The following is a 19,888-nucleotide window of genomic DNA, read 5'->3' as shown; positions in this document are numbered from 1 at the left end:
CCCTCATTTCCGGTAGGTCACACGGCCATTGTGCCCCGCTCCCGCGGCGGCCCGGGGGAGGGACCGTCACTTGGCGACCGTAACAGTGCCGTGCCGACCGTCCTGGTCAGCGTGGTGACCGGGCGTGTGGGGGGTGTTCCGGACCGCATCGTGGACACCGCCCTGGATGGAACCTCCTCCCGATTCCCGGGTGGAACCGGCCCCGGCCCGCGCGCCGCGCCGGATGCCCGGGCCGGGACGGGCCCCGCACGCCGCCCCGGGGCGGCCCCTCGGACCGGACGGGAGGGGTGATCCTCTGCGGGATCCAGGACGGCGGGCGTGTCTGCGCCGGCTCCACGGTCACCATCGGCCCTGCCGCTCCCGGCAGCCGCCCCGCACGAGCACCCGGGTTCCGGCGGCAGCGGTCCGACCCGGGACGTCAGCCGGCCGAGTGACAGCTCCACGCGGCCCCCGGCGCTCGGCGGCGTCCCGCCGTCCAGATGGGCGAGCACATGAGCGGCGGCCAGTCCCGCGACCGTCGTGGCCAGGGCGATGTCGCAGGCCGGCACCGCGGGCTGCCGTCCCGACCGCAGCTGCGCGAGTATCCGCGGCCAGGCCGCGTCCCGCCGGGCCAGTCGCAGGGCCACGCACTGCCCGCACGCGCTCCGGCCGGGCAGGACGAGCGGACCCACCACGCCCGTGCCCTCCAGCACGCCCGCGTAGAGGTGGGGCACCCCGGCCGCCACCAGCCGCTCCGCCTCCTCGGCGTCCGGCGCGTAGGCGTGCAGTCCGTCGCGGGGAGCGAGCACGGTCACCGTCCCTCCCGGTCCGGCGCCCCCTCCGCCGCCGCGTCCGCCTCCACCGCCGCCGGCGGCGACCCGCCGGGCCTCGGGCGCCGCCCGGCGGACCGCGCCACGCCCGGCGGCGTCCCTGCGCTCACCGGCCTGCTCGGCCGGAATGCCGCCCGGTGCGGTGTCCCACGGTTCGACCCGCCCGGAGTCCACGAGCTCCACCGAGCCCACTCCGGCCGCCGCGAGCACGGTGGCCACCTGGGCCCCCACCCGCCCGGCGCCGAGCACCCGCACACGGGCCGTCCGCCGCCCGCCCATCCGCCGGGCCGCGCCACCGGGACCCGGGTGCACCACCGACAGGGCCGCCAGGTCCGGCCGCAGCCGGTCCAGCAGCGCTGTCCGGTGCCGTACGGCCGCGGACAGCGCGGCATGCCCCGCCGCGTCGTCGAGCACTCCGCCCTCGGCCAGCAGGCCCAGGAGCCGCCGCACCCGGTCGGGCCCCAGGCCCAGGGCGCTCGCCTCGCGGGTCAGCGTGTCCGTGCCCCGCGTGCCGTCGAGCAGGTCGAGGAAACCGGCCGCCGGGCCGTCCACCGGCTCCAGCACCACCGCGTGGGCCGGGTCCACGCCGAACTGCACGCTCTCACCGTCCCGCCAGCTGCGCCGCAGCGCCGTCTTCAGCATCGGCCGCATCATCCTCACGCCCCTCTGTCTCGTCCCTGCCGAGGTCCCCGCCGGGGTCCCTGCCGGGGTCCCTGCCGAGGTCCCCGCCGACGACCTCGAAGTCCCGCTGAGGTCCCCGGCACGGTCCCCGCCGCGCGGGCGCGCCGCTTCCGTCGCGTCACCCGCCCGACCGCTCACTCTCCGTGAGCGACACCGTCAGCATGCCCGATCCGTCCCGAGATGCCGAAGAGTTATCCACAGGCTGTGGGGGATGGTCATCTCATATGCCCGCGTCGGCCCGGCACCCCGCCCGCTCCCCGCGTCCTCGCAGGTCAGCGCCCCCGCGCCGCCCCCTCTGCGGAGGCCGCGCACAGGTGAACACCGGCATTCCAGATGTGTGCGTACCGAGGTGATTCGCGATCCGAACGGCTCGGAGGCGGGACTTCGCACAGGTGAAACCGGTACGGTCGAGCCGTGTCCGCCGATCCAGTGCGTAATCTCGCCGGCCAGACCGCCCGCGGCCTCGCGACGAGCGGGTCGGGCGCGGTGGAGGTGCGCCGCAGTGCCCGCCGGCGCCGGACGGTGTCCGCGTACCGCGACGGCGACCGCACCATCGTGCTGATCCCGGCCCGCATGTCCGCGGCGGAGGAGCAGCGCTGGGTGAACGTGATGCTGGACAAGCTGGCGGCCCAGGAGAGCCGCAGGATGCCCGGCGACGAGGAGCTGGCCACGCGCGCCGAGCACCTCTCCGAGCAGTACCTGAACGGCCGGGCGGTGCCGGACACCGTCCGCTGGGTCACCAACCAGAACTCGCGCTGGGGCTCGTGCACGCCGTCCGAGGGCAGCATCCGCCTCTCGCACCGCCTGCAGGGGATGCCCGAGTACGTCATCGACTACGTGCTGCTGCACGAACTGGCCCACCTGCTCGTGCCCGGGCACGGCCCCCGCTTCTGGAAGCTGCTGGAGAGCTACCCGCGCACCGAGCGGGCCCGTGGCTTCCTGGAGGGCGTGGTCGCCGCGGACCGCCTGCCGCACGCGCCCGGCCCACAAGACTGACCCCGCCCGGCGCGGAACCTCCGCACCCCTCGCTACCGCCCCCATGCGGAACCTCCGCGCCCCCCGCCCCACCCTCCCCGTCCGCACGCGTCCGCGCACGCCGCACGCGCGGAACGGTGACGGAGCGGTGACCTGAGGGGAATGGCCCGCCGTCGGGCCGAGCGGTTAGCCTGTCGCAACGCACCGGCAGCACAGGGGATGGGGGAAGGTCGCACGATGGCCAGGGAATTCCAACGCGGCCACAAGGCCAAGCTCAGTGACATGACGGCGGGCACCGACCTCTACGTCGGGGTGCAGATCGCCGCCCCCGGGCTGGCCTTCGACATCAGCTGCTTCGGTCTCGACGCGGACGAGAAGCTCTCCGACGACCGCTACTTCGTCTTCTTCAACCAGCCCAAGTCGCCTGAGGAATCCATCCAGTTGCTCGGCCCGCAGGCCGGTGACACCGAGTCCTTCCGCGTCACTCTCGACCGCGTCCCCGCCGCCGTGCAGCGGCTGAGCTTCACCGCGACGATCGACGGCGACGGGCAGATGTCGCAGGTCGGTCCCGGCTACATCCGGCTGGTCGCGGGGGGCGAGGAGGTGGTGCGTTACGCCTTCACCGGCGCGGAGTTCACCACCGAGCGCGCGGTGATGCTCGCCGACCTCTACCTCAAGGACGTGTGGCGGTTCGCGGCCGTCGGCCAGGGCTTCGACGGCGGACTCGCCGCGCTGCTGCGGAACTTCGGCGGCGAGGTCGCCGAGGAGGAGCCCGCAGCCGAGCCGCCGCGGCAGGCCGCGCCCGGCTTCGCGCCCCCGCCCGGCGCGGGCCCGGCGCCCGCCCCCGGGTTCGCCCCGCCGCCCGGCGGGCCGACGCCGCCCCCGGTCCCCGCTCAGTCCTTCGGCGCGCCCGCGGCCCCGACGCCGCCGCCCGCCCCAGCGCCGTCGTTCGGCGGACCGGCCGGTCCGCCGCCGGTCGCACCGCAGCAGCCCGGCTTCACACCGCCACCGGGAGCCGGCGGCCCCGACATCCACCACGCGCCCACGATGGTCGCGCCGCTGGCCGGTCCGCCCGGTCAGGCGCCGCCGTTCGGCACCGGCGGCACGACCCCGCCGCCGCTCCCCGGTCAGCCCGGCCCGCCCGGAGCGCCCGCTCCGGGCAACCCGTTCGGCCAGCAGCCGCCGCCCGGCTACCCGCAGCCCGGCCCGCCCGGTGCGCCCGCCAACTACGGCCTGCCGTCGATGCCCGCGCAGGGCCCGGGACTGGCCGCCGCCATGCAGAAGTACCGCGAGGTGCCCACCGGTCAGCGGTGGACGCAGCAGAACCCCAAGCTGATGCGCGCCGACCTCGGTCAGGCCGGCGGCCAGCCGGTGCTGGCCCGGCAGGGCAGCATGGTGCTGTACCAGGGCAAGGTGGACTTCGCCTACAAGGGCGCGGGCTTCACCGGCCGGATCGTGGGCAACATGACCGGCCAGGAGATGCAGTTGATGCGCTGCACCGGCAACGGCCAGGTCTTCTTCGCGGAGAACGCCGCCTATCTGCACCCGGTCGAGCTGCAGGGCGACGCGCTGTGCGTCTCCGCGGAGAACGTGCTCGCGTTCGACGAGAGCCTGCAGCACGAGGTGCGCCGGATCGAGGGCCACGGGATCCCCGGCGGGGCGCTGTTCACCATGCAGTTCCAGGGCACCGGCACCGTGATCGTGAAGACCCACGGCACGCCCGTGGTGCTGCCGGTCACGCCGACCACCTACGCCGACAGCAACGCCATCGTGGCCTGGTCGGCCGGTTCGCAGGTGATCGTCTCCAGCCAGGTGCGGCTGCGCAGGACCGCCTACCCCGGCCACAGCGGTGAGACCGTGAACCTGCAGTTCCGCGGCGCGCCCGGCAACTTCATCGTCGTCCAGCCCTACGAGGTGTGACCCGCCATGGACCAGCAGATGATCGCGGGCTACGCGCCGACGCCGGTCGCCGCCCGTATGGAGAACCACGGTTCGGCGATGCTCAGGGTCGCGATGCGGACCGGCCAGGACCTGTTCGCCAGGACCGGCTCGATGATCGCCTACGAGGGCTTCGTGCAGTACGAGCCCAACCCGCCCGCCGTGCGGCAGATGGCCTCGGCCTGGCTGACCGGTGAGGGCACCCCGCTGATGAAGTGCAGCGGCGACGGGCTGCTGTACCTGGCGGACTACGGCGCCGACGTGGTGTGCCTGAACCTCGCCAACGAGTCGGTGTCGGTCAACGGCAGCAACCTGCTGGCCTTCGACGCCCACCTGCAGTGGGGCGTCGAGCGGGTCAAGGGGCTCGCCAAGTTCGCCGGGCAGGGCCTGTTCAACGTGGGTGTGTCCGGCACCGGCTGGGTCGCCGTCACCTCGCGCGGGACGCCGATCGTGGTCGACTGCGGCAGCGGCGCCGACGAGACGTACGTGGACCCGGACGCCCTGGTCGCCTGGTCGTCGGGGCTGAAGATGAAGGCCAAGCGCAGTTTCAAGGCGTCGTCGCTGATCGGGCGCGGCAGCGGCGAGGCGTTCCAGATCGGCTTCTCCGGCCAGGGATTCGTGGTCGTCCAGCCGAGCGAGGACAGCACTGACCGGCTCCGGATCCGGGGCTGAGGGGGAGCGAACATCATGCAGAGCCCGCTTTTCGCCTTCACCGAGGTCCAGAACCAGGACCACTACAGCCTGCAGAACTCCTATCTTCTGCGGGTGCGGCTGGACGGCAACACCGGCCCCGACTGCCTGGCCCGCAAGGGGTCCATGGTCGCGTACCAGGGCATGATCGAGTTCGACGGCGAGTACCAGTCGCACCACCAGCGCAGCGCCCGCCGGCACACCGGCGAGGGCCTGGACCTGATGCGCTGTTCCGGCCAGGGCACCGTCTATCTGGCGAACCTCGCGCAGCAGATCCACATCCTCGACGTCGACCACGAGGGCCTGACCGTCGACAGCGCGTACGTGCTGGCGCTGGACTCCGGTCTGCACTGGGACGTCATCGCGGTGGACAGCCAGTTCGGCCTGTCCGTGACCGGGCAGTACAACCTCAACATCGCCGGCAGCGGCAAGGTGGCCCTGATGACGTCGGGCAAGCCGCTGATGATGCCGGTCACGCCCGACAAGTACGTGTCCTGCGACGCGGACGCGGTCGTCGCGTGGTCGACCGGTCTGCGGGTGCAGATGCAGGCGCAGACCAGCAGTTCGTCGGTCTTCCGCCGGCGCGGGAACACCGGCGAGGGCTGGGAGCTGAACTTCGTCGGGCAGGGGTATGTCCTGGTCCAGCCCAGCGAGTTGATGCCGCCGCAGAACGTTCAGCTCGGGGGTCTGCGCGGGGCGTACGGGATGGGCCCGCAGGGCGCCCACGGCCAGAACCCCGGCAACATCTGGTCCAACCGCTGAGGCGGCGGCCCGGACGCAGGGCGCGGAGGCGGCCGCCACCCGCGCCCTGCGGCTCGGCGCGCTACAGCAGCGCGCGGGTCCCGCGCAGCAAAGCCACCACCGACGCGTCCGCGACGGCGGCGACCTCGTCGTAGCCGAACCAGCGCAGGTCGAGCGACTCGTCGCTGATCGAGGCGACGGCGCCCTCGGGGGCCACCGCCGCGTACTGGACGTCCAGGTGCCAGGCGCAGGGCGTCAGGTGCCGGTCGAGCCGCACCGGCTCAGGGGCCAGCAGCCGCAGCCCGTCGATGCCGGACTCCTCGACGCCCTCGCGCAGCGCTGCGTCCGCGAGCGCGTCGTCGCCCGGCTCGCAGTGGCCGCCCATCTGCAGCCACATTTTGAGCTTCGCGTGCAGGGTCAGCAGCACGCGCTCCCGCGGCGGGTCGACGACCAGCACGCTGCCGGTCACGTGCCCGTCGCGGCAGGCCTTGAGGTGTCCGTCGGGGTGCGCGGCCAGGTGCGCCAGGTACTCCTGGCGCAGCTTCTCCTGGTCAGGGGTGGGCGCCGGCCAGTTCTCGAGGACACCGACCGCGTCGTCGTGCAGGGCGCTCACTTGCCGGCGTCGCCCTCCGTGCCGTCCTGACCGGAGTCCGGACCCGGCTTCGGACCCGGCTCCGGGCCGGAGTCGCGCGGGCCGGAGTCCGTGCCGGAGCCCGGCGCGTCCTCACCGGTGGCGGACGTCTTCCCGCCCGGGGCGGGGTCCGCCGCGTCCTTCGACGGGCCCTCCTTCTCCCCGGCCTTGCGCTCCACCGTGTCGTCCGCGGCCTCGCCGAGGATCTTGTCGAGCTCGGAGAAGTCGAAGGACTCGCGGTGCACGAAGCCGTCGGGGTCGTCCAGGTCGGCGGCGGTCGGCAGCATGTCGGGGTGGGCCCACAGGCCGTCCCGGCCCTCCGTGCCGCGGGCGTCGGACAGCGACGCCCACAGGCGGGCGGCGTCCCGCAGCCGGCGCGGCCGCAGTTCCAGGCCGATCAGGGTGGCGAAGGTCTGCTCGGCGGGACCGCCGGTCGCACGGCGGCGGCGCAGCGTCTCGCGCAGCGCGCCGGCCGACGGCAGGTGCGGGGCGGCGGCCTCGTGGACCACCGCGTCCACCCAGCCTTCGACCAGGGCCAGCGCGGTCTCCAGCCGGGCCAGCGCGGCCTTCTGCGCCGGGGTGTCCTCGGGCTGGAACATGCCCTGCTGCAGCGCCTCCTGGAGCTGCTCGGGCTGCGTCGGGTCGAGCTGGCCGACGGCCTCCTCCAGGCGCGCGGTGTCGACCTTGATGCCGCGGGCGTAGCCCTCGACGGCACCGAACAGGTGGGCGCGCAGCCACGGCACGTGGGCGAAGAGCCGCTGGTGGGCGGCCTCGCGCAACGCCAGGTACAGCCGCACCTCCTCCTGCGGGATGCCCAGGCCCTCGCCGAACGCGGCGATGTTCGCCGGGAGCAGCGCGGCCTTGCCCGCGGGACCGAGCGGCAGACCGACGTCCGTGGAGCCGACGACCTCGCCGGCCAGGGTGCCGAGCGCCTGCCCGATCTGCGAGCCGAACATCGCGCCGCCCATGGAGCGCATCATGCCGAGCAGCGGGCCGGTCATGGCCTGCATCTCCTCGGGCAGGACGTCGCCCATCGCGCCGGCCACCCGCTCGGCGACCGGGTCGACCAGGTCCTTCCAGACCGGCAGGGTGGCCTCGACCCACTCCGCGCGGCTCCACGCCACGGCGGTGTTGGCACCGGACGGCAGCGAGGTGACGCCGTCGAGCCACAGGTCGGCCAGGCGCACCGCCTCGGCGACCCAGTCGCGGTCGGCGCGGCCGACACTGGCGTCCTTGACGCCGTCGGGCGTGCCCTGGGCGACGGTCTGGCGGGCGATGTCCTTGGCCATGTCCCAGTTCACCGGGCCGCCCTCGTAGGAGAGCATCTGGCCGAGCTGCTGGAAGGCGGCGCCCAGGTCGTTGGGGTTCAGCGAGCCGAACATCGCCGCGAAGGGGTTGTCCCCGCCGCCCGGGCCGAAGGGGTTGCCGCCGCCGAATCCGAACGGATTGGGCGGGCCGCCCTGGTTTCCGCCCTGATTGCCGCCCTGGTTCGCGCCGCCCTTGCCCTGCTTGCCCTCGTCCCCGTCCTCGGGCTCCTCCGGAGGGACGCCAAATCCGAATGGGATGTCACTCACGGGATTCCTCGGCTCTGTGTCGTGATGGGGTGTGTTGCGGGCTGTACCTCCAGCCTAGACACCTGTCCGGCAGGATGGCTGCGTACGTATCTGAGACAACCGTGGGAGACACCCGGTGAGTTCCCCAGAAGCACACGTTCGCCCAGAGCGGAGCGCGGGCCGCGGCCCGTCCGGCCCGGTGGTCGCGATCACGGGTGCGGCGTCCGGGGTGGGGCACGCCCTGGCGCTGCGTCTCGTCGAGTCCGAGCAGGTCAGGAAGGTCCTGGCGATCGACGAGCGGCGCGGTGACGTGCCCGGGGCGACCTGGCGGGTGCTCGACGTACGGGACCCGGCCATCGCGGAGAAGCTGCGCGGCGCCGACGTCGTCGTGCACCTCGCTCTGGACATGGATCTGGACTCCGACCCCAAGGCCCGCTCGGCGTTCAACGTGCGCGGGACGCAGACCGTGTTGACGGCGGCGGCCGCGGCCGGGGTGCACCGGGTCGTGCTCTGCACCTCGGCCATGGTCTACGGCGCCCAGGCGGACAACGACGTGCCGCTCGCCGAGGACGCGCCGCTGCGCGCCACCTCCGAGGCCAGTTTCGTCGACGACCTGCTGGAGATCGAGCGGCTGGGCCGCCGGGCGCCGCGCGCCCACCCGGGCCTGAACGTGACGATCCTGCGGCCGGCGGTCCTGGTCGGCGGCACCGACACCGCGCTGACCCGCTACTTCGAGTCGCCGCGGCTGCTGGTCGTGGCGGGCAGCCGTCCGTGCTGGCAGTTCTGCCACGTCGACGACCTGGTGTCCGCGCTGGAGTACGCGGTGCTGGAGAAGGTCGACGGCGAGATGGCGGTGGGCTGCGACGGCTGGCTGGAGCAGGAGGAGGTGGAGGAGCTGTCCGGGATCCGGCGCATGGAACTGCCGCCCGCCATCGCCTTCGGCGCCGCCTCCCGGCTGCACCGCCTGGGCCTCACACCGTCGCCCGCCGGGGACCTCGCCTACACCATGCATCCGTGGGTGGTCAGCGGCAGCCGGCTGCACGACGCGGGCTGGCGACCGAAGTGGACCAACGAGGAGGTGCTGGCCGAACTCCTGGAGGAGGTCGCCGGACGGAACTCGGTCGCCGGGCGCCGCCTGGGGCGTAAGGACGCCACGACGCTCGGTGCGGCCGGCGCCACCGTGGCTCTGGTGGGCGCGGCCGCCGTGGTCCGGCGGGCCCGCAAGCGCCGCGGGCTCTGAGCCGCGGCAGCGGTCAGCGGCCTCGGACCGCTCGGCGCCGCTCGCCGCGCGGATGCGCGAGGCTGTCGGGAGAGGCCTCAGCGGCTGAGGGCTCGATCGGGGACGGCGGACGGCCGATAATGGAATCGTCTTTCCGTATCGTGGGACCGCGGCGGGACGGCGACCCCACAGAGGCGGAACACAGAGGCGGAACACAGAGGCGGAACAGTGAGGAGCAGGGACGGCATGGCATCCACCTACGAGGACCGGGACCCCGGCGACGGCCCGATCCGGCTGCTGGCGATCCGCGACACCGCGCTGTCCGTCGACGAGGTCTTCGCCGCCGTGGGCGACGACCAGGCCGGCGGCACCACGCTCTTCGTCGGCACCGTGCGCGACCACGACGGGCACCAGGATGCGCGGGTCACCGGACTGTCCTATTCTGCGCACCCCACGGCGGGGGCCGAGCTGCGCCGGGTCGCGGAGAAGGTCGCCGCGGAGTTCCCGGTGCGCGCGCTCGCCGCGGTGCACCGCGTGGGCGATCTGGCGGTGGGGGACCTCGCGGTGGTCGTGGCGGTCTCCTGCCCGCACCGCGGCGAGGCGTTCGAGGCCAGTCGCAGGCTGATCGACGACCTCAAGGGCGAGGTGCCGATCTGGAAGCACCAGACGTTCGACGACGGCACCGAGGAGTGGGTCGGCGCCCAGTAGCCGCGCCGGCGCCGCTCCGGCGAGCGATCCCCTTCACCCGAGGCGACCCGAAGCCACGCGATGCCCCCCCGATGACCCCCGCCGTCACCCGAAGCCACGCGACGCCGCGCAGCTTCCGTGCCCCCGCACCCACTCTGATGACGTAACCGTCCGTTAGTGGGATTTCCGGTTGCGTAACCCGGTGCCCCGCCCGACCGTTGACGGACCGGGTGGTTAATCTGCTCATAAGTCTGATTTGGTGCATCTGGGCTCGATACGGGGTCGGGAGTTCGCTGTGGGAGCACTCGTGTGGTTGCTCATTCCTGTCGTCGCGGTCGCCCTGGCCGCTGTCTGGGCCCGCTGGGCGGCCCGGCGGCGCGTCACGCGTGACGGCGCCTCCCTGGCCGGTTACGAGCGGTTCAGGGCCGCCATGGAGACCGTCCCGGGCGCCTCGGACCGGCCGGCGGCCGGTCCCTCCGAGGCGAACGCGGCCGCGGGTGAAGAGGGCCACACCGCCGAGGGCGCTTCCGAGGGCCGGGCGGCGGACGGCTCCGGGCGGCCCGCGCCCGCGCCTGCGGGCCGCCGCCGGCGGATCATCCCGTCCGGGCACGGCGGCAAGCGCGCGCACGCCTCCCGCACAGCCTCCGCACAGACTGCCGCCGACGGGGGCGGGGAGGACTAGCCGCCGCTGTCTCGGGGGGCCGACTGCTGCTTCCTTCCCGTAGGGTCGACCCATGCCACGCCGCACAGCGACGCTGATCGCCTCGACTCTGACGCTCATAGCGCTGCTGTGCGTGGCGCTGCTGACGCCGACTCCGTACTCGGAGATGTCGCCCGGGCCGACGGTCAACACCCTCGGCGACTACGGGGGCGACACGGTGATCCAGATCTCGGGCCACCAGACGTATCCCGCCGACGGTCACCTCAACATGACGACCGTCCGCGTCACCGGCGCCGACTACCGGATGAACCTCGTCGAGGCGCTGCTCGGCTGGGCGCGGCACGACGACAAGGTGGTGGAGCACGACACGCTCTACCCGCAGGGCCAGACCGCGCAGCAGGCCGACCAGGAGAACGCCGAGGAGTTCAGCCAGTCCCAGGACAGCGCCAAGGTCGCCGCCCTGGACGAGCTGCACATCCCCGTGCAGTCCCGGGTGATCGTGGCCGCCGTGGTCAAGGGCGGCGCGGCCGAGGGCACGCTGCACGCCGGTGACGTCATCAAGGCGGTGGACGGCACGACGGTGACCGAGGCCGACCAGGTCGCCAAGCAGGTCACCAAGCACAAGCCCGGTGAGCCGGTGGTGTTCACGGTCGTGCGGGCCGCGGACGTCAAGGCGAAGTCGCCGGCGACCCACCAGGTGACGATCACCACACGCCAGTCGCACGACCAGGGCCCGTCCCGCGCGGTCGTCGGCATCCAGGCCGGGATCGAGCACCTCTTCCCGTTCAACATCGACATCAAGCTCGCCGACGTCGGCGGGCCGAGCGCCGGGATGATGTTCGCGCTGGGCATCGTCGACAAGCTCACGCCCGGCAGCCTGACCGGGGGCAAGTTCGTGGCCGGCACCGGCACCATCGACGACAACGGCGCGGTCGGGCCGATCGGCGGCATCAGCCTCAAGACGATCGGGGCCCGTGACAAGGGCGCGCAGTACTTCCTCACCCCGGCCGACAACTGCGAGGAGGCCGCCAAGGACGTCCCCAAGGGCCTCACCCTGGTGAAGGTGAAGACCCTCGACGACGCCATGACGGCGCTCAAGGAGATCAAGGCGGGCGACACCGCGGCGCTGCCCAGCTGCAAGAGCTGACCCCCGGCGCCGCGGGTCCCGCCGCGGGCACGCCTCAGACGTCGCTCAGGCGTGCCCCGGGCGTGCCCCGGACGGTTCTGCCAGGTCTCAGGAGAAGGTCGCGGACAGCGCGTCGGCCAGGCCCGGGACCAGTTCCGGGCCGGTCAGCACCTCGCTCGGCGTGTCCTTCTCCCGCAGGCGCAGCGCGGACTCGCGGGTGCCGTCGCGCAGCACCGCGACCGTCATCCGCACCTCCTGGCGCTCGGGGTGCCGCGCCACCCACGCCGCCAGCGCGGCGTCGTCCAGACCCTCCGGCATCGACGCCTCGGCCGACGGCGGCAGCATCAGCCGCTCCACCGTGAGCGCGCAGCCGGCGATCACCTCGGGCCAGGCGATGGTGGCCAGGAACTCGTCGAGTGCGGTGCCGGACGGCAGCTCGTCCTGCTCGATCGGGGTCAGCCCGCCGGAGGTGGCGTCGTCAAGGCCCAGCTGGTCGGCGAGGCCGGGCTCGTGGGCCCGCAGGTGGTCGGTGTCGACGAGGGCGAACAGCCGGGCCGGCTGGTCCCAGCCGAGCCCGGAGGCATAGCTGTCGATCTCCAGAACGGCACGGGTCAGCGGGTTCGCCGCGAGCGGCGTGCCCTCAGAGGGGGTGTTGGACATGGCCCCCATCCTGCCTCTTCCGTTACCCGAATCGGGAACCGGCCAAAGCGTGGGTAAGTTGCACCAGTGGGCGTCCGACCCGGGGCGCCTTTGTCACGACACGTCGAGGTGCACACGTTGGTATTCCAGATGCCGGACCGCGGCGGGGGGCCGTCCGGACCCCGGGTGAGGGTGGGCCGCCCGTCCCGGGGCGCACGGTCGCTGCTCGTCACGGTGGGCCTGCTCGCCGTCCTGATGATCGCGTTCGTGATGTTCGCCGGGATCTGGACGGACTGGCTCTGGTACCGCTCGGTGCACTTCTCGTCGGTCTTCAGCACCATGCTGTGGACCAAGGTGGGGCTGTTCTGCGTCTTCGGCCTGCTGATGGCGCTCGTGGTCGGGGCGAACATCTACCTCGCGCACCGGCTGCGGCCGCCGCTGAGCGCGATGTCGGTGGAGCAGCAGAGCCTCGACCGCTACCGGATGGGCATAGCCCCGTACAAGACGTGGGTGCTGCTGGCGGTCTGCGCGGTGGTCGGGCTCATCGCCGGCGGCGCGGCCTCGGCGCACTGGCGGCTGTGGCTGCTCACCACCAACGCCACGTCCTTCCACCTCAAGGACCCGCAGTTCCACAAGGACGTCTCCTTCTACGCCTTCGACCTGCCCTGGTACCGCTTCCTGCTCGACTTCGGCTTCGCCGCGGTGCTGCTGTCGCTGGTGGCGGCCGCGGTCGTGCACTACCTGTACGGCGGCCTGCGGATCACCTCGCCGGGCGGGCGGGCGACCGCGGCGGCCACCGGGCACCTGTCGGTGCTGCTCGGCCTATTCGTCTCGCTGAAGGCGGTCGCCTACTGGCTCGACCGCTACGGCCTCGCGGTGAAGTCCAGTGGCCTGAGGTCCACCGACAACTGGACCGGGCTGCGCTACGTCGACGCCAACGCGTACCTGCCGGCCAAGACGATCCTGTTCTGCATCGCCGTGATCTGCGCGCTGCTGTTCTTCGCGACGCTGTGGCGCCGCACCTGGTCGCTGCCGATGATCGGCTTCGGCCTGATGGTGCTGTCCGCGATCCTCATCGGCGGGCTGTACCCGGCGATCGTGCAGAAGTTCCAGGTGCAGCCCAACGAGGCGGCCAAGGAAGCGCCGTACATCCAGAAGAACATCGACGCCACGCGCGCCGCCTACGGCATCGACGGCAGCCAGGTGTCGGACTACTCCGGCAAGAGCGGCACGGACAAGGCGTCGCTGCGCAAGGACGTGGCGAGCGCCGCCTCGGTCCGCGTGCTGGACCCGAACGTGGTCTCGCCGACGTTCCAGCAGATGCAGCAGTCCCGCGGGTACTACTCGTTCCCCTCCACCCTCGACGTCGACCGGTACACCGTCGACGGCAAGGAGCAGGACACGGTGGTGGGCGCGCGGGAGCTGAACATCAGCGGCATCCCCGAGAACAACTGGATCAACGACCACTTCAAGTACACGCACGGCTACGGCGTCATAGCGGCGAAGGGGACGACCGCCACCGGCACCGACCCCGTCGGCCAGCCCGTGTACACCGAGCAGAGCCTGCCGACCAAGGGCAGTTTCGGCCCGTACAACCAGCAGATCTACTTCGGCGAGCAGACGACGCAGTACTCGATCGTCGGCGGGCCCACCAAGGAGCTGGATTTCGCCGACAAGAACGGCGAACGCACCACCAGCTACAGCGGCAAGGGCGGGGTCAGCCTCGACAACCCGGTGACCCGGGCCGCGTACGCGGTGACCTTCGGCGAGCCGCAGATCCTCTACTCGGGGGCGATAGGCCACGGTTCGAAGATCCTGTACAACCGCACGCCCAAGGAGCGGGTGGAGGCGGTCGCCCCCTGGCTGACGATCGACGGGGACCCGTACCCCGCGGTGGTCGACGGCAGGGTGCAGTGGATCGTCGACGCCTACACGACCACCAACGGCTATCCGTACGCCTCGCGGACCACGCTCGGCGACACCACCGCCGACTCGCTGACCGACGACGAGCGGGCTGTGGTCTCCCACCAGAACCAGGTCAACTACATCCGCAACTCCGTCAAGGCGACGGTCGACGCGTACGACGGCACGGTCACGCTCTACCAGTGGGACACCAAGGACCCGGTCCTCAAGACCTGGATGAAGGCGTTCCCGCACACCGTCAAGCCGAAGAGCGCGATCTCGCCGGACCTGCTGTCCCACCTGCGCTACCCGCAGGACCTGTTCAAGGTGCAGCGGCAGCTGCTGGCGAAGTACCACGTCACCACCGCCGGCCAGTTCTACAGCGGCAGCGAGGTCTGGCAGGTGCCGGACGACCCGGCGTCGAAGTCGGGCAAGGCCGTCCCGCCGTACTACCTGAGCATGAAGATGCCCGGGCAGGACAGCCAGACGTTCTCGCTGACGACGACGTTCACGCCGACCAGCCGGGACAACCTCGCGTCGTTCATGGCCGTCGACGCGGACGCCACCAGCCCGGACTACGGGAAGATGCGGATCCTCAAACTCCCCCTCAACTCGGGAGTCGAGGGTCCCCAGCAGGTGCAGAGCAAGTTCAACTCCGACCGGAACTTCGCCCCCGACCTGAACCTCCTCAAACGCGGCGACTCCACGGTCGAGTACGGCAACCTGCTCACCATTCCGCTCGACGGCGGCCTGCTCTACGTGGAGCCGGTCTATGTACGCGGTGCGGACACCAACTACCCGTCGCTGCAGAAGGTCCTGGTGGACTTCGACGGCCAGATGGCCTTCAAGGACACCCTCGACGAGGCCCTCGACACGGTCTTCACCGCCGGCGGGTCGCCGCCGACGGAAGCCGGTTCACCCGGCGCGGGCACCGCGCAACCGCCGCCGTCCGCGCCCGCCGGCAGCACCTCGGACCTGCAGAAGGCGCTGGCCGACGCGCAGCAGGCGTACGACGACGGGCAGAAGGCGATGCAGAAGGGCGACTGGTCGGCGTACGGCGACGCCCAGAAGCGGCTGGCCGACGCGCTGAAGCGGGCGCAGGCCGCGGAGAAGGGCGCGATCAAGCGCTGACCAGGGCTCATCCCCGCGTCGTGGTACAGTTGTCGCACACGACGCGGGGTGGAGCAGCTCGGTAGCTCGCTGGGCTCATAACCCAGAGGTCGCAGGTTCAAATCCTGTCCCCGCTACTGCATGAAGAGGCCCGGAGTCAACTGACTCCGGGCCTCTTCACTTTTCTGGGGGATCTTCGGCGTCAAGGGTTTGACGTGACGTCATATCGGGAAGTCGACAAAACGCCGAAGAGACTGACTGGCATGCGGTATACCGGGTGTACGCCGGTATCGGGTGGTGCGACGATGGAGCTCATGGGGGATGGTGCAAGGCTGCTGAACACTCGTCAGATCCATGGAGGTCATGGGTCGGCGGGCGGTCCGTCGCTGCCCGCGACCGTGGCCGAGCTGCTTCCCGCACCGCGCACGGCCGAGGCCGGCGGTGACGACACCGCCGTTCCGGCGCTGATCAGCGAACTGCCCGACGAGGAGACCCTCGCCATGCGCGAGGAGGCCGAGATCGAGGCGCGGCACCGCCGTGCCGCCGAGCAGGGCGACCCGGCCGCGATGAGCGCCCTGGGCACCCTGCTGCTGCGCCGCGGCGACCTCGACGGCGCGGAGCCCTTCCTGCGCGCCGCCGTCCAGCACGGCGACCGAGCGGCCGCCAACAACCTGGCCCTGCTCCTGCACCAGCGCGGCTACGCCGACGAGGCGGCCGGCTGGTGGCGGATAGCGGCCGTCGCGGGCTCGGCCGCCGCCGCCCACGCGCTCGGCCGCCACTACCGCGAGCGCGGCGACGAGCCGGGCGCGGAGTACTGGCTGCGGCAGTCCGCCGAGGCCGGGCACACCCTCGGCGCTTACGCGCTGGCCGACCTGATCGAGCACCGCCAGGAGGACGGCGCGGAGCAGTGGTTCCGGGTCGCCGCCGAGCACGGCCACCGCGAGGCGTCCTACCGGCTGGCCCGCATCTGCGCGGACCGCGGGCAGACCCACGAGGCCGAGCAGTGGTACCGCCAGGCCGCGGCGCGCCGCCACCGCAGGGCCGCGCTGCGGCTCGGCACGCTGCTGGAGGAGCGCGGCGAGACCGCCGAGGCCCAGCGCTGGTACCTCACGGCGGCGCGCGACGGCGAGGCCAGGGCGGCCTGCGCCCTCGGCTTCCTGCTGCGCGACGCCGGCGACGTCGACCAGGCCGCCACCTGGTGGCGGCGGGCGGCCCAGGCCGGCGACGGCCAGGCCGCGAACGCGCTCGGCGCGCTGCACGCCCAGGAGGGCGAGACGCAGACCGCCGAGCGGTGGTACCGCACGGCCATGGAGGCCGGCGACGTCAACGGCGCGTACAACCTCGGCCTGCTCTGCGCGGGCCAGGGCCGCGGCACCCAGGCCGAGCAGTGGTACCGCAAGGCGGCCTACGCCGGGCACCGCGAGGCGGCGAACGCGCTGGCGGTGCTGCTGCTCCAGCGCGGCGACGCGGCGGGCGCCGAGCCGTGGTTCTCCAAGGCGGCCGAGGCGGGCAGCATCGACGCGGCCTTCAACCTGGGCATCCTGCACGCCGGCCGGGGCGAGGACGACGCCGCCCGCGGCTGGTACGAGCGGGCCGCGGCCGCCGGGCACGCCGAGGCGGCCCTGCAGGTGGCCATCGCCCTGCAGCGCGAGGGCGACCACCACGGCGCCGAGCGCCACCTGCGGTGCGCGGCCGGGGGCGGCAGCCCGGAGGCGGCGTTCCGGCTGGGCGCGCTGCTCGACGCCGCGTTGGAGCAGGCGGGCGAGGGCGCCGCGGAAGGTGTGGGCGAGGAGGCCGAGGAGTGGTACGAGCGGGCGGCCCGCCAGGGACACCGCCGGGCCCAGGTGCGGCTCGGTATGCGCGCGGCCAAGCGGGGGGACGCCGAGGACGCCGGGCACTGGTACCGGCTGGCCGCCGAGGCCGGATCGCGCAACGGCGCGTTCAACCTCGGGCTGCTGCTGGCGCGCGCGGGGAGCGAGCGCGAGGCCGCCGAGTGGTGGACCCGCGCGGCCGACGCCGGGCACGGCAGGGCGGCACTGCGGCTGGCGCTGCTGGCCGCCCGGCGCGGGGCCCTGGCCGAGGCGCAGTCGTGGTGCGCGCGGGCCATCGCCTGCGGGCCGGCTCCCGTCGCGGAGCGGGCCACCCGTCTGCGCGAGGCGGTCACCCACGAGCTGACAGCCTGAGCCCCGGGGCGCCGCTCCGGGGCCCGGGTCCTGGCCGCGGGTCCTGGCAGCGGGTCCTGGCCCCGGGGAAAGGGATTTGGCCCCCGCTCCGGGGTGGGATACAGTGAACACACAACGACGCGGGGTGGAGCAGCTCGGTAGCTCGCTGGGCTCATAACCCAGAGGTCGCAGGTTCAAATCCTGTCCCCGCTACTGCAAGGACAAGGCCCGGAAACCCAGGTTTCCGGGCCTTCTCCGTTCCTTCTGCCCCTTCTGTCTTTTCCTTCGTCACACTTCGGGCAAAGTCCGGGCAACCCGCCTGGCCCGGGGCGGTGCGGCGCGCGATCCTGGGAACGTACGACGGCCGGGCCGAGCCTGGAGGCGGTAGTGCTGCGCAGACGGCGGGGGCGGGCCACGGCCCTGACCGTGGACAGCGGGAGCTGGGCTGCCTGGTGCGCCGCGGCCACCGCCGGTCGGCCCGAGGACGTGCGCCACCTCCTCACCCAGTTGCGCGCGGTGGTCACCACCGGCCCCTCCGCCGCCCGCGGCGCGGCGCTGGACGCCCTGTCCGCCGCTCCCGCCCGGCTGCTCCTGCTGCTCGACCGGCACGCCCGCCCCGGCCCGCCGGTGACCGGCGCGCCCGGACCGCTGCACCTGTTCCTGGACGCGCTCGACGCCCGCGGCCGGACCCGGCAGGCCGCGGTGGAGGGGCTGGCCGGCTGCGGCGGGCCGCTCGCCGCCGCGGCGCTCGCCCTGCGCACCGACGACTGGACGCCGGAGGTCCGCCGGCGGGCCGCGGCCGCCCTGATGGTGCGCAGCGCCCCCGACGAGGTGGCCGCGGCGGTCCGGGTGCTGCTGCGCCTGGAGGGCCGCAGCCGGGCCGGTGGCCTGCTGGCCGACTACCGGACCGCCCTGGGATCGGCCCCGCACCGCCGCGCGGTGCGCGCCCTGGCGGCGGACGCCGATCCGCCGGCCCGCCGGTTCGGCGTCGAACTCGCCCTGGACCTGGGGGACTACGTGCCCGGCGATCTGCTGCGGGCAGCGCTGTACGACGGCGACCAGGTGTGCCGGCGGCTGTGTGCGCAGCGGCTGCTGGAGCTGGACCCCGCACAGGCGGGCCGGCTGCTGACCGCGAAGGGCGCCGGAGTCCGGGAGTTGGCGGTGGCCGCGCTGCCGGCGGACGTCCCGGCCAAGCACCTGGTGCCGCTGCTGGCGGACCGGGCCAGGATGGTGCGGGTGCAGGCCCGCTGGACGCTGTACCAGCGCGGCGAGCCGCCGGTGGAGGTCTACCGGGCGCAGTTGCGCAAGGCGCTCAAGGCCGGGGGAGCGGCGCCGCGGCTGGTGGCGGGACTGGCGGTGGGGCTCGGCGAGTGCGGGGACGCCTCGGACGCCGGGCTGCTGGCCGGCCTGCTGGGCAGCCCGCATCCGCAGGTGCGGCGGGCGGCGGCGCGAGGTGTGGCCCGGCTGGCCGCGCTGGGCGAACTCGTGGCGCTGCTGGGTCCGCTGGCCAACGATCCGGACGCGGTCGTGGCGCGGGAGGCGTTCGAGGGGCTGGGCCGGGTGCCGCACGACGTGCCGCCGGAGACGCTGTGGATCGGCCGCACCCGTACCGAACCGGCGGTGCGGAGGCTGGCCGAGCGGATCGGCGCGCGGCGTTCGGCGCGGGTCGCGGAGCCCTACGCGGCGCAGTCCGGGCAGACGCCGCGGTAGGTGACCTCGACGGTGGACACCGCGAAGCCGAACCGTTCGCTCGCGGGCAGCGCGGCGAGCGGATCGCCCTGCGGGTGGACGTCGCGGATGGTGCCGCAGCGGGAGCAGACCAGGTGCTGGTGCGGCCGGTGGGCGTTGGGGTCGTAGCGCTTGGCCCGGCCGTCGGTGGCGACCTCGATGACCTCGCCGATGCTGACCATCTCGCCGAGCGTGTTGTAGACGGTCGCCCGGGAGATCTCCGGGAGCCGCTCGGTCGCCCGGGCGTGGACCTCGTCGGCGGTGAGGTGCACGTGCTGGCCGTCGAGGACCTCGGCCACGACACGCCGCTGGGCGGTCATGCGCCATCCGCGCTCGCGCAGGCGTTCCAGGAGGTCGCTCATGTGTATCACCTTAACAGCGCAGGTCCTGGAAGCGAATAGATCTGTGACTGGTCAGCCTCTTGACTTAGACAGTGTCTATCGTAGGATCGTGTTCACGGCGAGAGCCGACAACGGCAAGTGAGTGGAGGTCGCGGTCCAAGGCCCTCCGCACCTGACCAACCGCTTGACCGACCAGGCCGATGGGGCCGGACGCCAGAGGGCTCCGGCCCCATCGTCCGTTGTCGCGGCCGGTCGCGGGGTCGTTCGCGGGGCGGCGCCGGTCAGGCGCGAGGCC

The 19,888-nt window shown here is 73.2% G+C and carries 16 protein-coding genes and 2 tRNA genes; 13 read left to right on the top strand and 5 right to left on the bottom strand.

What is annotated here, in order from left to right:
* Positions 1-17 precede the first annotated feature (17 nt).
* Positions 18-1,451: a TOMM precursor leader peptide-binding protein gene (locus tag K7862_RS04770; RefSeq protein ID WP_262412681.1), complete on the bottom strand. Its 1,434-nt coding sequence runs from the start codon at positions 1,449-1,451 to the stop codon at positions 18-20.
* Positions 1,452-1,904: 453 nt separating this feature from the next.
* Between K7862_RS04770 and K7862_RS04765 the strand changes: the two genes are divergently transcribed.
* The 4 genes from K7862_RS04765 (at position 1,905) to K7862_RS04750 (ending at position 5,855) form a co-directional block, all read left to right on the top strand.
* Entirely contained in the window at positions 1,905-2,486 is a 582-nt protein-coding gene (locus K7862_RS04765) for a M48 metallopeptidase family protein (protein WP_222960958.1), read from the top strand.
* Between the two features lie 216 nt (positions 2,487-2,702).
* Positions 2,703-4,385: a TerD family protein gene (locus K7862_RS04760; RefSeq protein WP_222960955.1), complete on the top strand. Its 1,683-nt coding sequence runs from the start codon at positions 2,703-2,705 to the stop codon at positions 4,383-4,385.
* A 6-nt stretch (positions 4,386-4,391) separates the two neighbouring features.
* The gene (locus K7862_RS04755; protein WP_222960953.1) at positions 4,392-5,075 is read left to right on the top strand and encodes an AIM24 family protein; all 684 of its coding nucleotides are present in this window, start codon (positions 4,392-4,394) and stop codon (positions 5,073-5,075) included.
* A 15-nt stretch (positions 5,076-5,090) separates the two neighbouring features.
* Positions 5,091-5,855: an AIM24 family protein gene (locus tag K7862_RS04750; protein WP_222960951.1), complete on the top strand. Its 765-nt coding sequence runs from the start codon at positions 5,091-5,093 to the stop codon at positions 5,853-5,855.
* Positions 5,856-5,916: 61 nt separating this feature from the next.
* Here the strand turns inward: K7862_RS04750 and K7862_RS04745 are convergent, their stop codons facing one another.
* Entirely contained in the window at positions 5,917-6,447 is a 531-nt protein-coding gene (locus tag K7862_RS04745) for an NUDIX hydrolase (protein WP_222960949.1), read from the bottom strand.
* Complete coding sequence (locus tag K7862_RS04740) at positions 6,444-8,039, bottom strand: zinc-dependent metalloprotease (protein ID WP_222960947.1); 1,596 nt, start codon at positions 8,037-8,039, stop codon at positions 6,444-6,446. Before K7862_RS04740 ends, K7862_RS04745 begins: the two co-directional genes overlap by 4 nt.
* Before the next feature lie 115 nt (positions 8,040-8,154).
* On the opposite strand from K7862_RS04740, the gene K7862_RS04735 reads away from it, so the two are divergent.
* The 4 genes from K7862_RS04735 to K7862_RS04720 all read left to right on the top strand — a co-directional run bounded on the left by K7862_RS04735 (position 8,155) and on the right by K7862_RS04720 (position 11,732).
* Positions 8,155-9,258 (top strand): SDR family oxidoreductase, encoded by a 1,104-nt coding sequence (locus K7862_RS04735; protein ID WP_222960945.1) that lies wholly within the window; start codon positions 8,155-8,157, stop codon positions 9,256-9,258.
* Between the two features lie 225 nt (positions 9,259-9,483).
* A complete protein-coding gene (locus tag K7862_RS04730; RefSeq protein ID WP_222960944.1) occupies positions 9,484-9,945 on the top strand; it encodes a molybdenum cofactor biosynthesis protein MoaE in 462 nt (153 codons plus the stop codon).
* 274 nt (positions 9,946-10,219) lie between these two features.
* A complete protein-coding gene (locus K7862_RS04725) occupies positions 10,220-10,606 on the top strand; it encodes a hypothetical protein (RefSeq protein ID WP_222961363.1) in 387 nt (128 codons plus the stop codon).
* Between the two features lie 52 nt (positions 10,607-10,658).
* On the top strand, positions 10,659-11,732 hold the full coding sequence (locus K7862_RS04720) for a YlbL family protein (protein ID WP_222960943.1): 1,074 nt from the start codon (positions 10,659-10,661) through the stop codon (positions 11,730-11,732).
* 87 nt (positions 11,733-11,819) lie between these two features.
* Here the strand turns inward: K7862_RS04720 and K7862_RS04715 are convergent, their stop codons facing one another.
* A complete protein-coding gene (locus K7862_RS04715) occupies positions 11,820-12,371 on the bottom strand; it encodes a PPA1309 family protein (RefSeq protein ID WP_222960942.1) in 552 nt (183 codons plus the stop codon).
* Between the two features lie 129 nt (positions 12,372-12,500).
* On the opposite strand from K7862_RS04715, the gene K7862_RS04710 reads away from it, so the two are divergent.
* From K7862_RS04710 to K7862_RS04690, 5 genes are all read left to right on the top strand, one after another.
* Positions 12,501-15,383, top strand: coding sequence for a UPF0182 family membrane protein (locus tag K7862_RS04710; protein WP_222961330.1), 2,883 nt, complete (start codon positions 12,501-12,503; stop codon positions 15,381-15,383).
* Positions 15,384-15,425: 42 nt separating this feature from the next.
* A tRNA-Met gene (locus K7862_RS04705) sits at positions 15,426-15,499 on the top strand.
* Between the two features lie 168 nt (positions 15,500-15,667).
* Positions 15,668-17,545: a tetratricopeptide repeat protein gene (locus K7862_RS04700; RefSeq protein ID WP_222960941.1), complete on the top strand. Its 1,878-nt coding sequence runs from the start codon at positions 15,668-15,670 to the stop codon at positions 17,543-17,545.
* A gap of 118 nt (positions 17,546-17,663) precedes the next feature.
* Positions 17,664-17,737, top strand: a tRNA-Met gene (locus K7862_RS04695).
* Between the two features lie 174 nt (positions 17,738-17,911).
* Positions 17,912-19,234: a HEAT repeat domain-containing protein gene (locus tag K7862_RS04690; RefSeq protein ID WP_308011840.1), complete on the top strand. Its 1,323-nt coding sequence runs from the start codon at positions 17,912-17,914 to the stop codon at positions 19,232-19,234.
* On the opposite strand, the gene K7862_RS04685 is transcribed toward K7862_RS04690, so the two are convergent.
* Positions 19,201-19,614 (bottom strand): Fur family transcriptional regulator, encoded by a 414-nt coding sequence (locus tag K7862_RS04685; protein WP_222960934.1) that lies wholly within the window; start codon positions 19,612-19,614, stop codon positions 19,201-19,203. The two genes, K7862_RS04690 and K7862_RS04685, sit on opposite strands and share 34 nt — an antisense overlap.
* Positions 19,615-19,888: the final 274 nt, after the last annotated feature.

The sequence above is a fragment of the Actinacidiphila acidipaludis genome (genome assembly GCF_019890725.1).
Classification (GTDB): Bacteria; Actinomycetota; Actinomycetes; order Streptomycetales; family Streptomycetaceae; genus Actinacidiphila; species Actinacidiphila acidipaludis.
This window is presented reverse-complemented; position numbering and strand designations above follow the sequence as displayed.

Excerpts from the sequence above, each read along its gene's own strand:
- K7862_RS04770 (WP_262412681.1), bottom strand. The coding sequence starts at position 1,451 with ATGCTGAAGACGGCGCTGCGGCGCAGCTGGCGGGACGGTGAGAGCGTG.
- K7862_RS04760 (WP_222960955.1), top strand. The coding sequence starts at position 2,703 with ATGGCCAGGGAATTCCAACGCGGCCACAAGGCCAAGCTCAGTGACATG.
- K7862_RS04755 (WP_222960953.1), top strand. The coding sequence starts at position 4,392 with ATGGACCAGCAGATGATCGCGGGCTACGCGCCGACGCCGGTCGCCGCC.
- K7862_RS04750 (WP_222960951.1), top strand. The coding sequence starts at position 5,091 with ATGCAGAGCCCGCTTTTCGCCTTCACCGAGGTCCAGAACCAGGACCAC.
- K7862_RS04730 (WP_222960944.1), top strand. The coding sequence starts at position 9,484 with ATGGCATCCACCTACGAGGACCGGGACCCCGGCGACGGCCCGATCCGG.
- K7862_RS04720 (WP_222960943.1), top strand. The coding sequence starts at position 10,659 with ATGCCACGCCGCACAGCGACGCTGATCGCCTCGACTCTGACGCTCATA.
- K7862_RS04715 (WP_222960942.1), bottom strand. The coding sequence starts at position 12,371 with ATGTCCAACACCCCCTCTGAGGGCACGCCGCTCGCGGCGAACCCGCTG.
- K7862_RS04710 (WP_222961330.1), top strand. The coding sequence starts at position 12,501 with ATGCCGGACCGCGGCGGGGGGCCGTCCGGACCCCGGGTGAGGGTGGGC.
- K7862_RS04700 (WP_222960941.1), top strand. The coding sequence starts at position 15,668 with ATGGAGCTCATGGGGGATGGTGCAAGGCTGCTGAACACTCGTCAGATC.
- K7862_RS04685 (WP_222960934.1), bottom strand. The coding sequence starts at position 19,614 with ATGAGCGACCTCCTGGAACGCCTGCGCGAGCGCGGATGGCGCATGACC.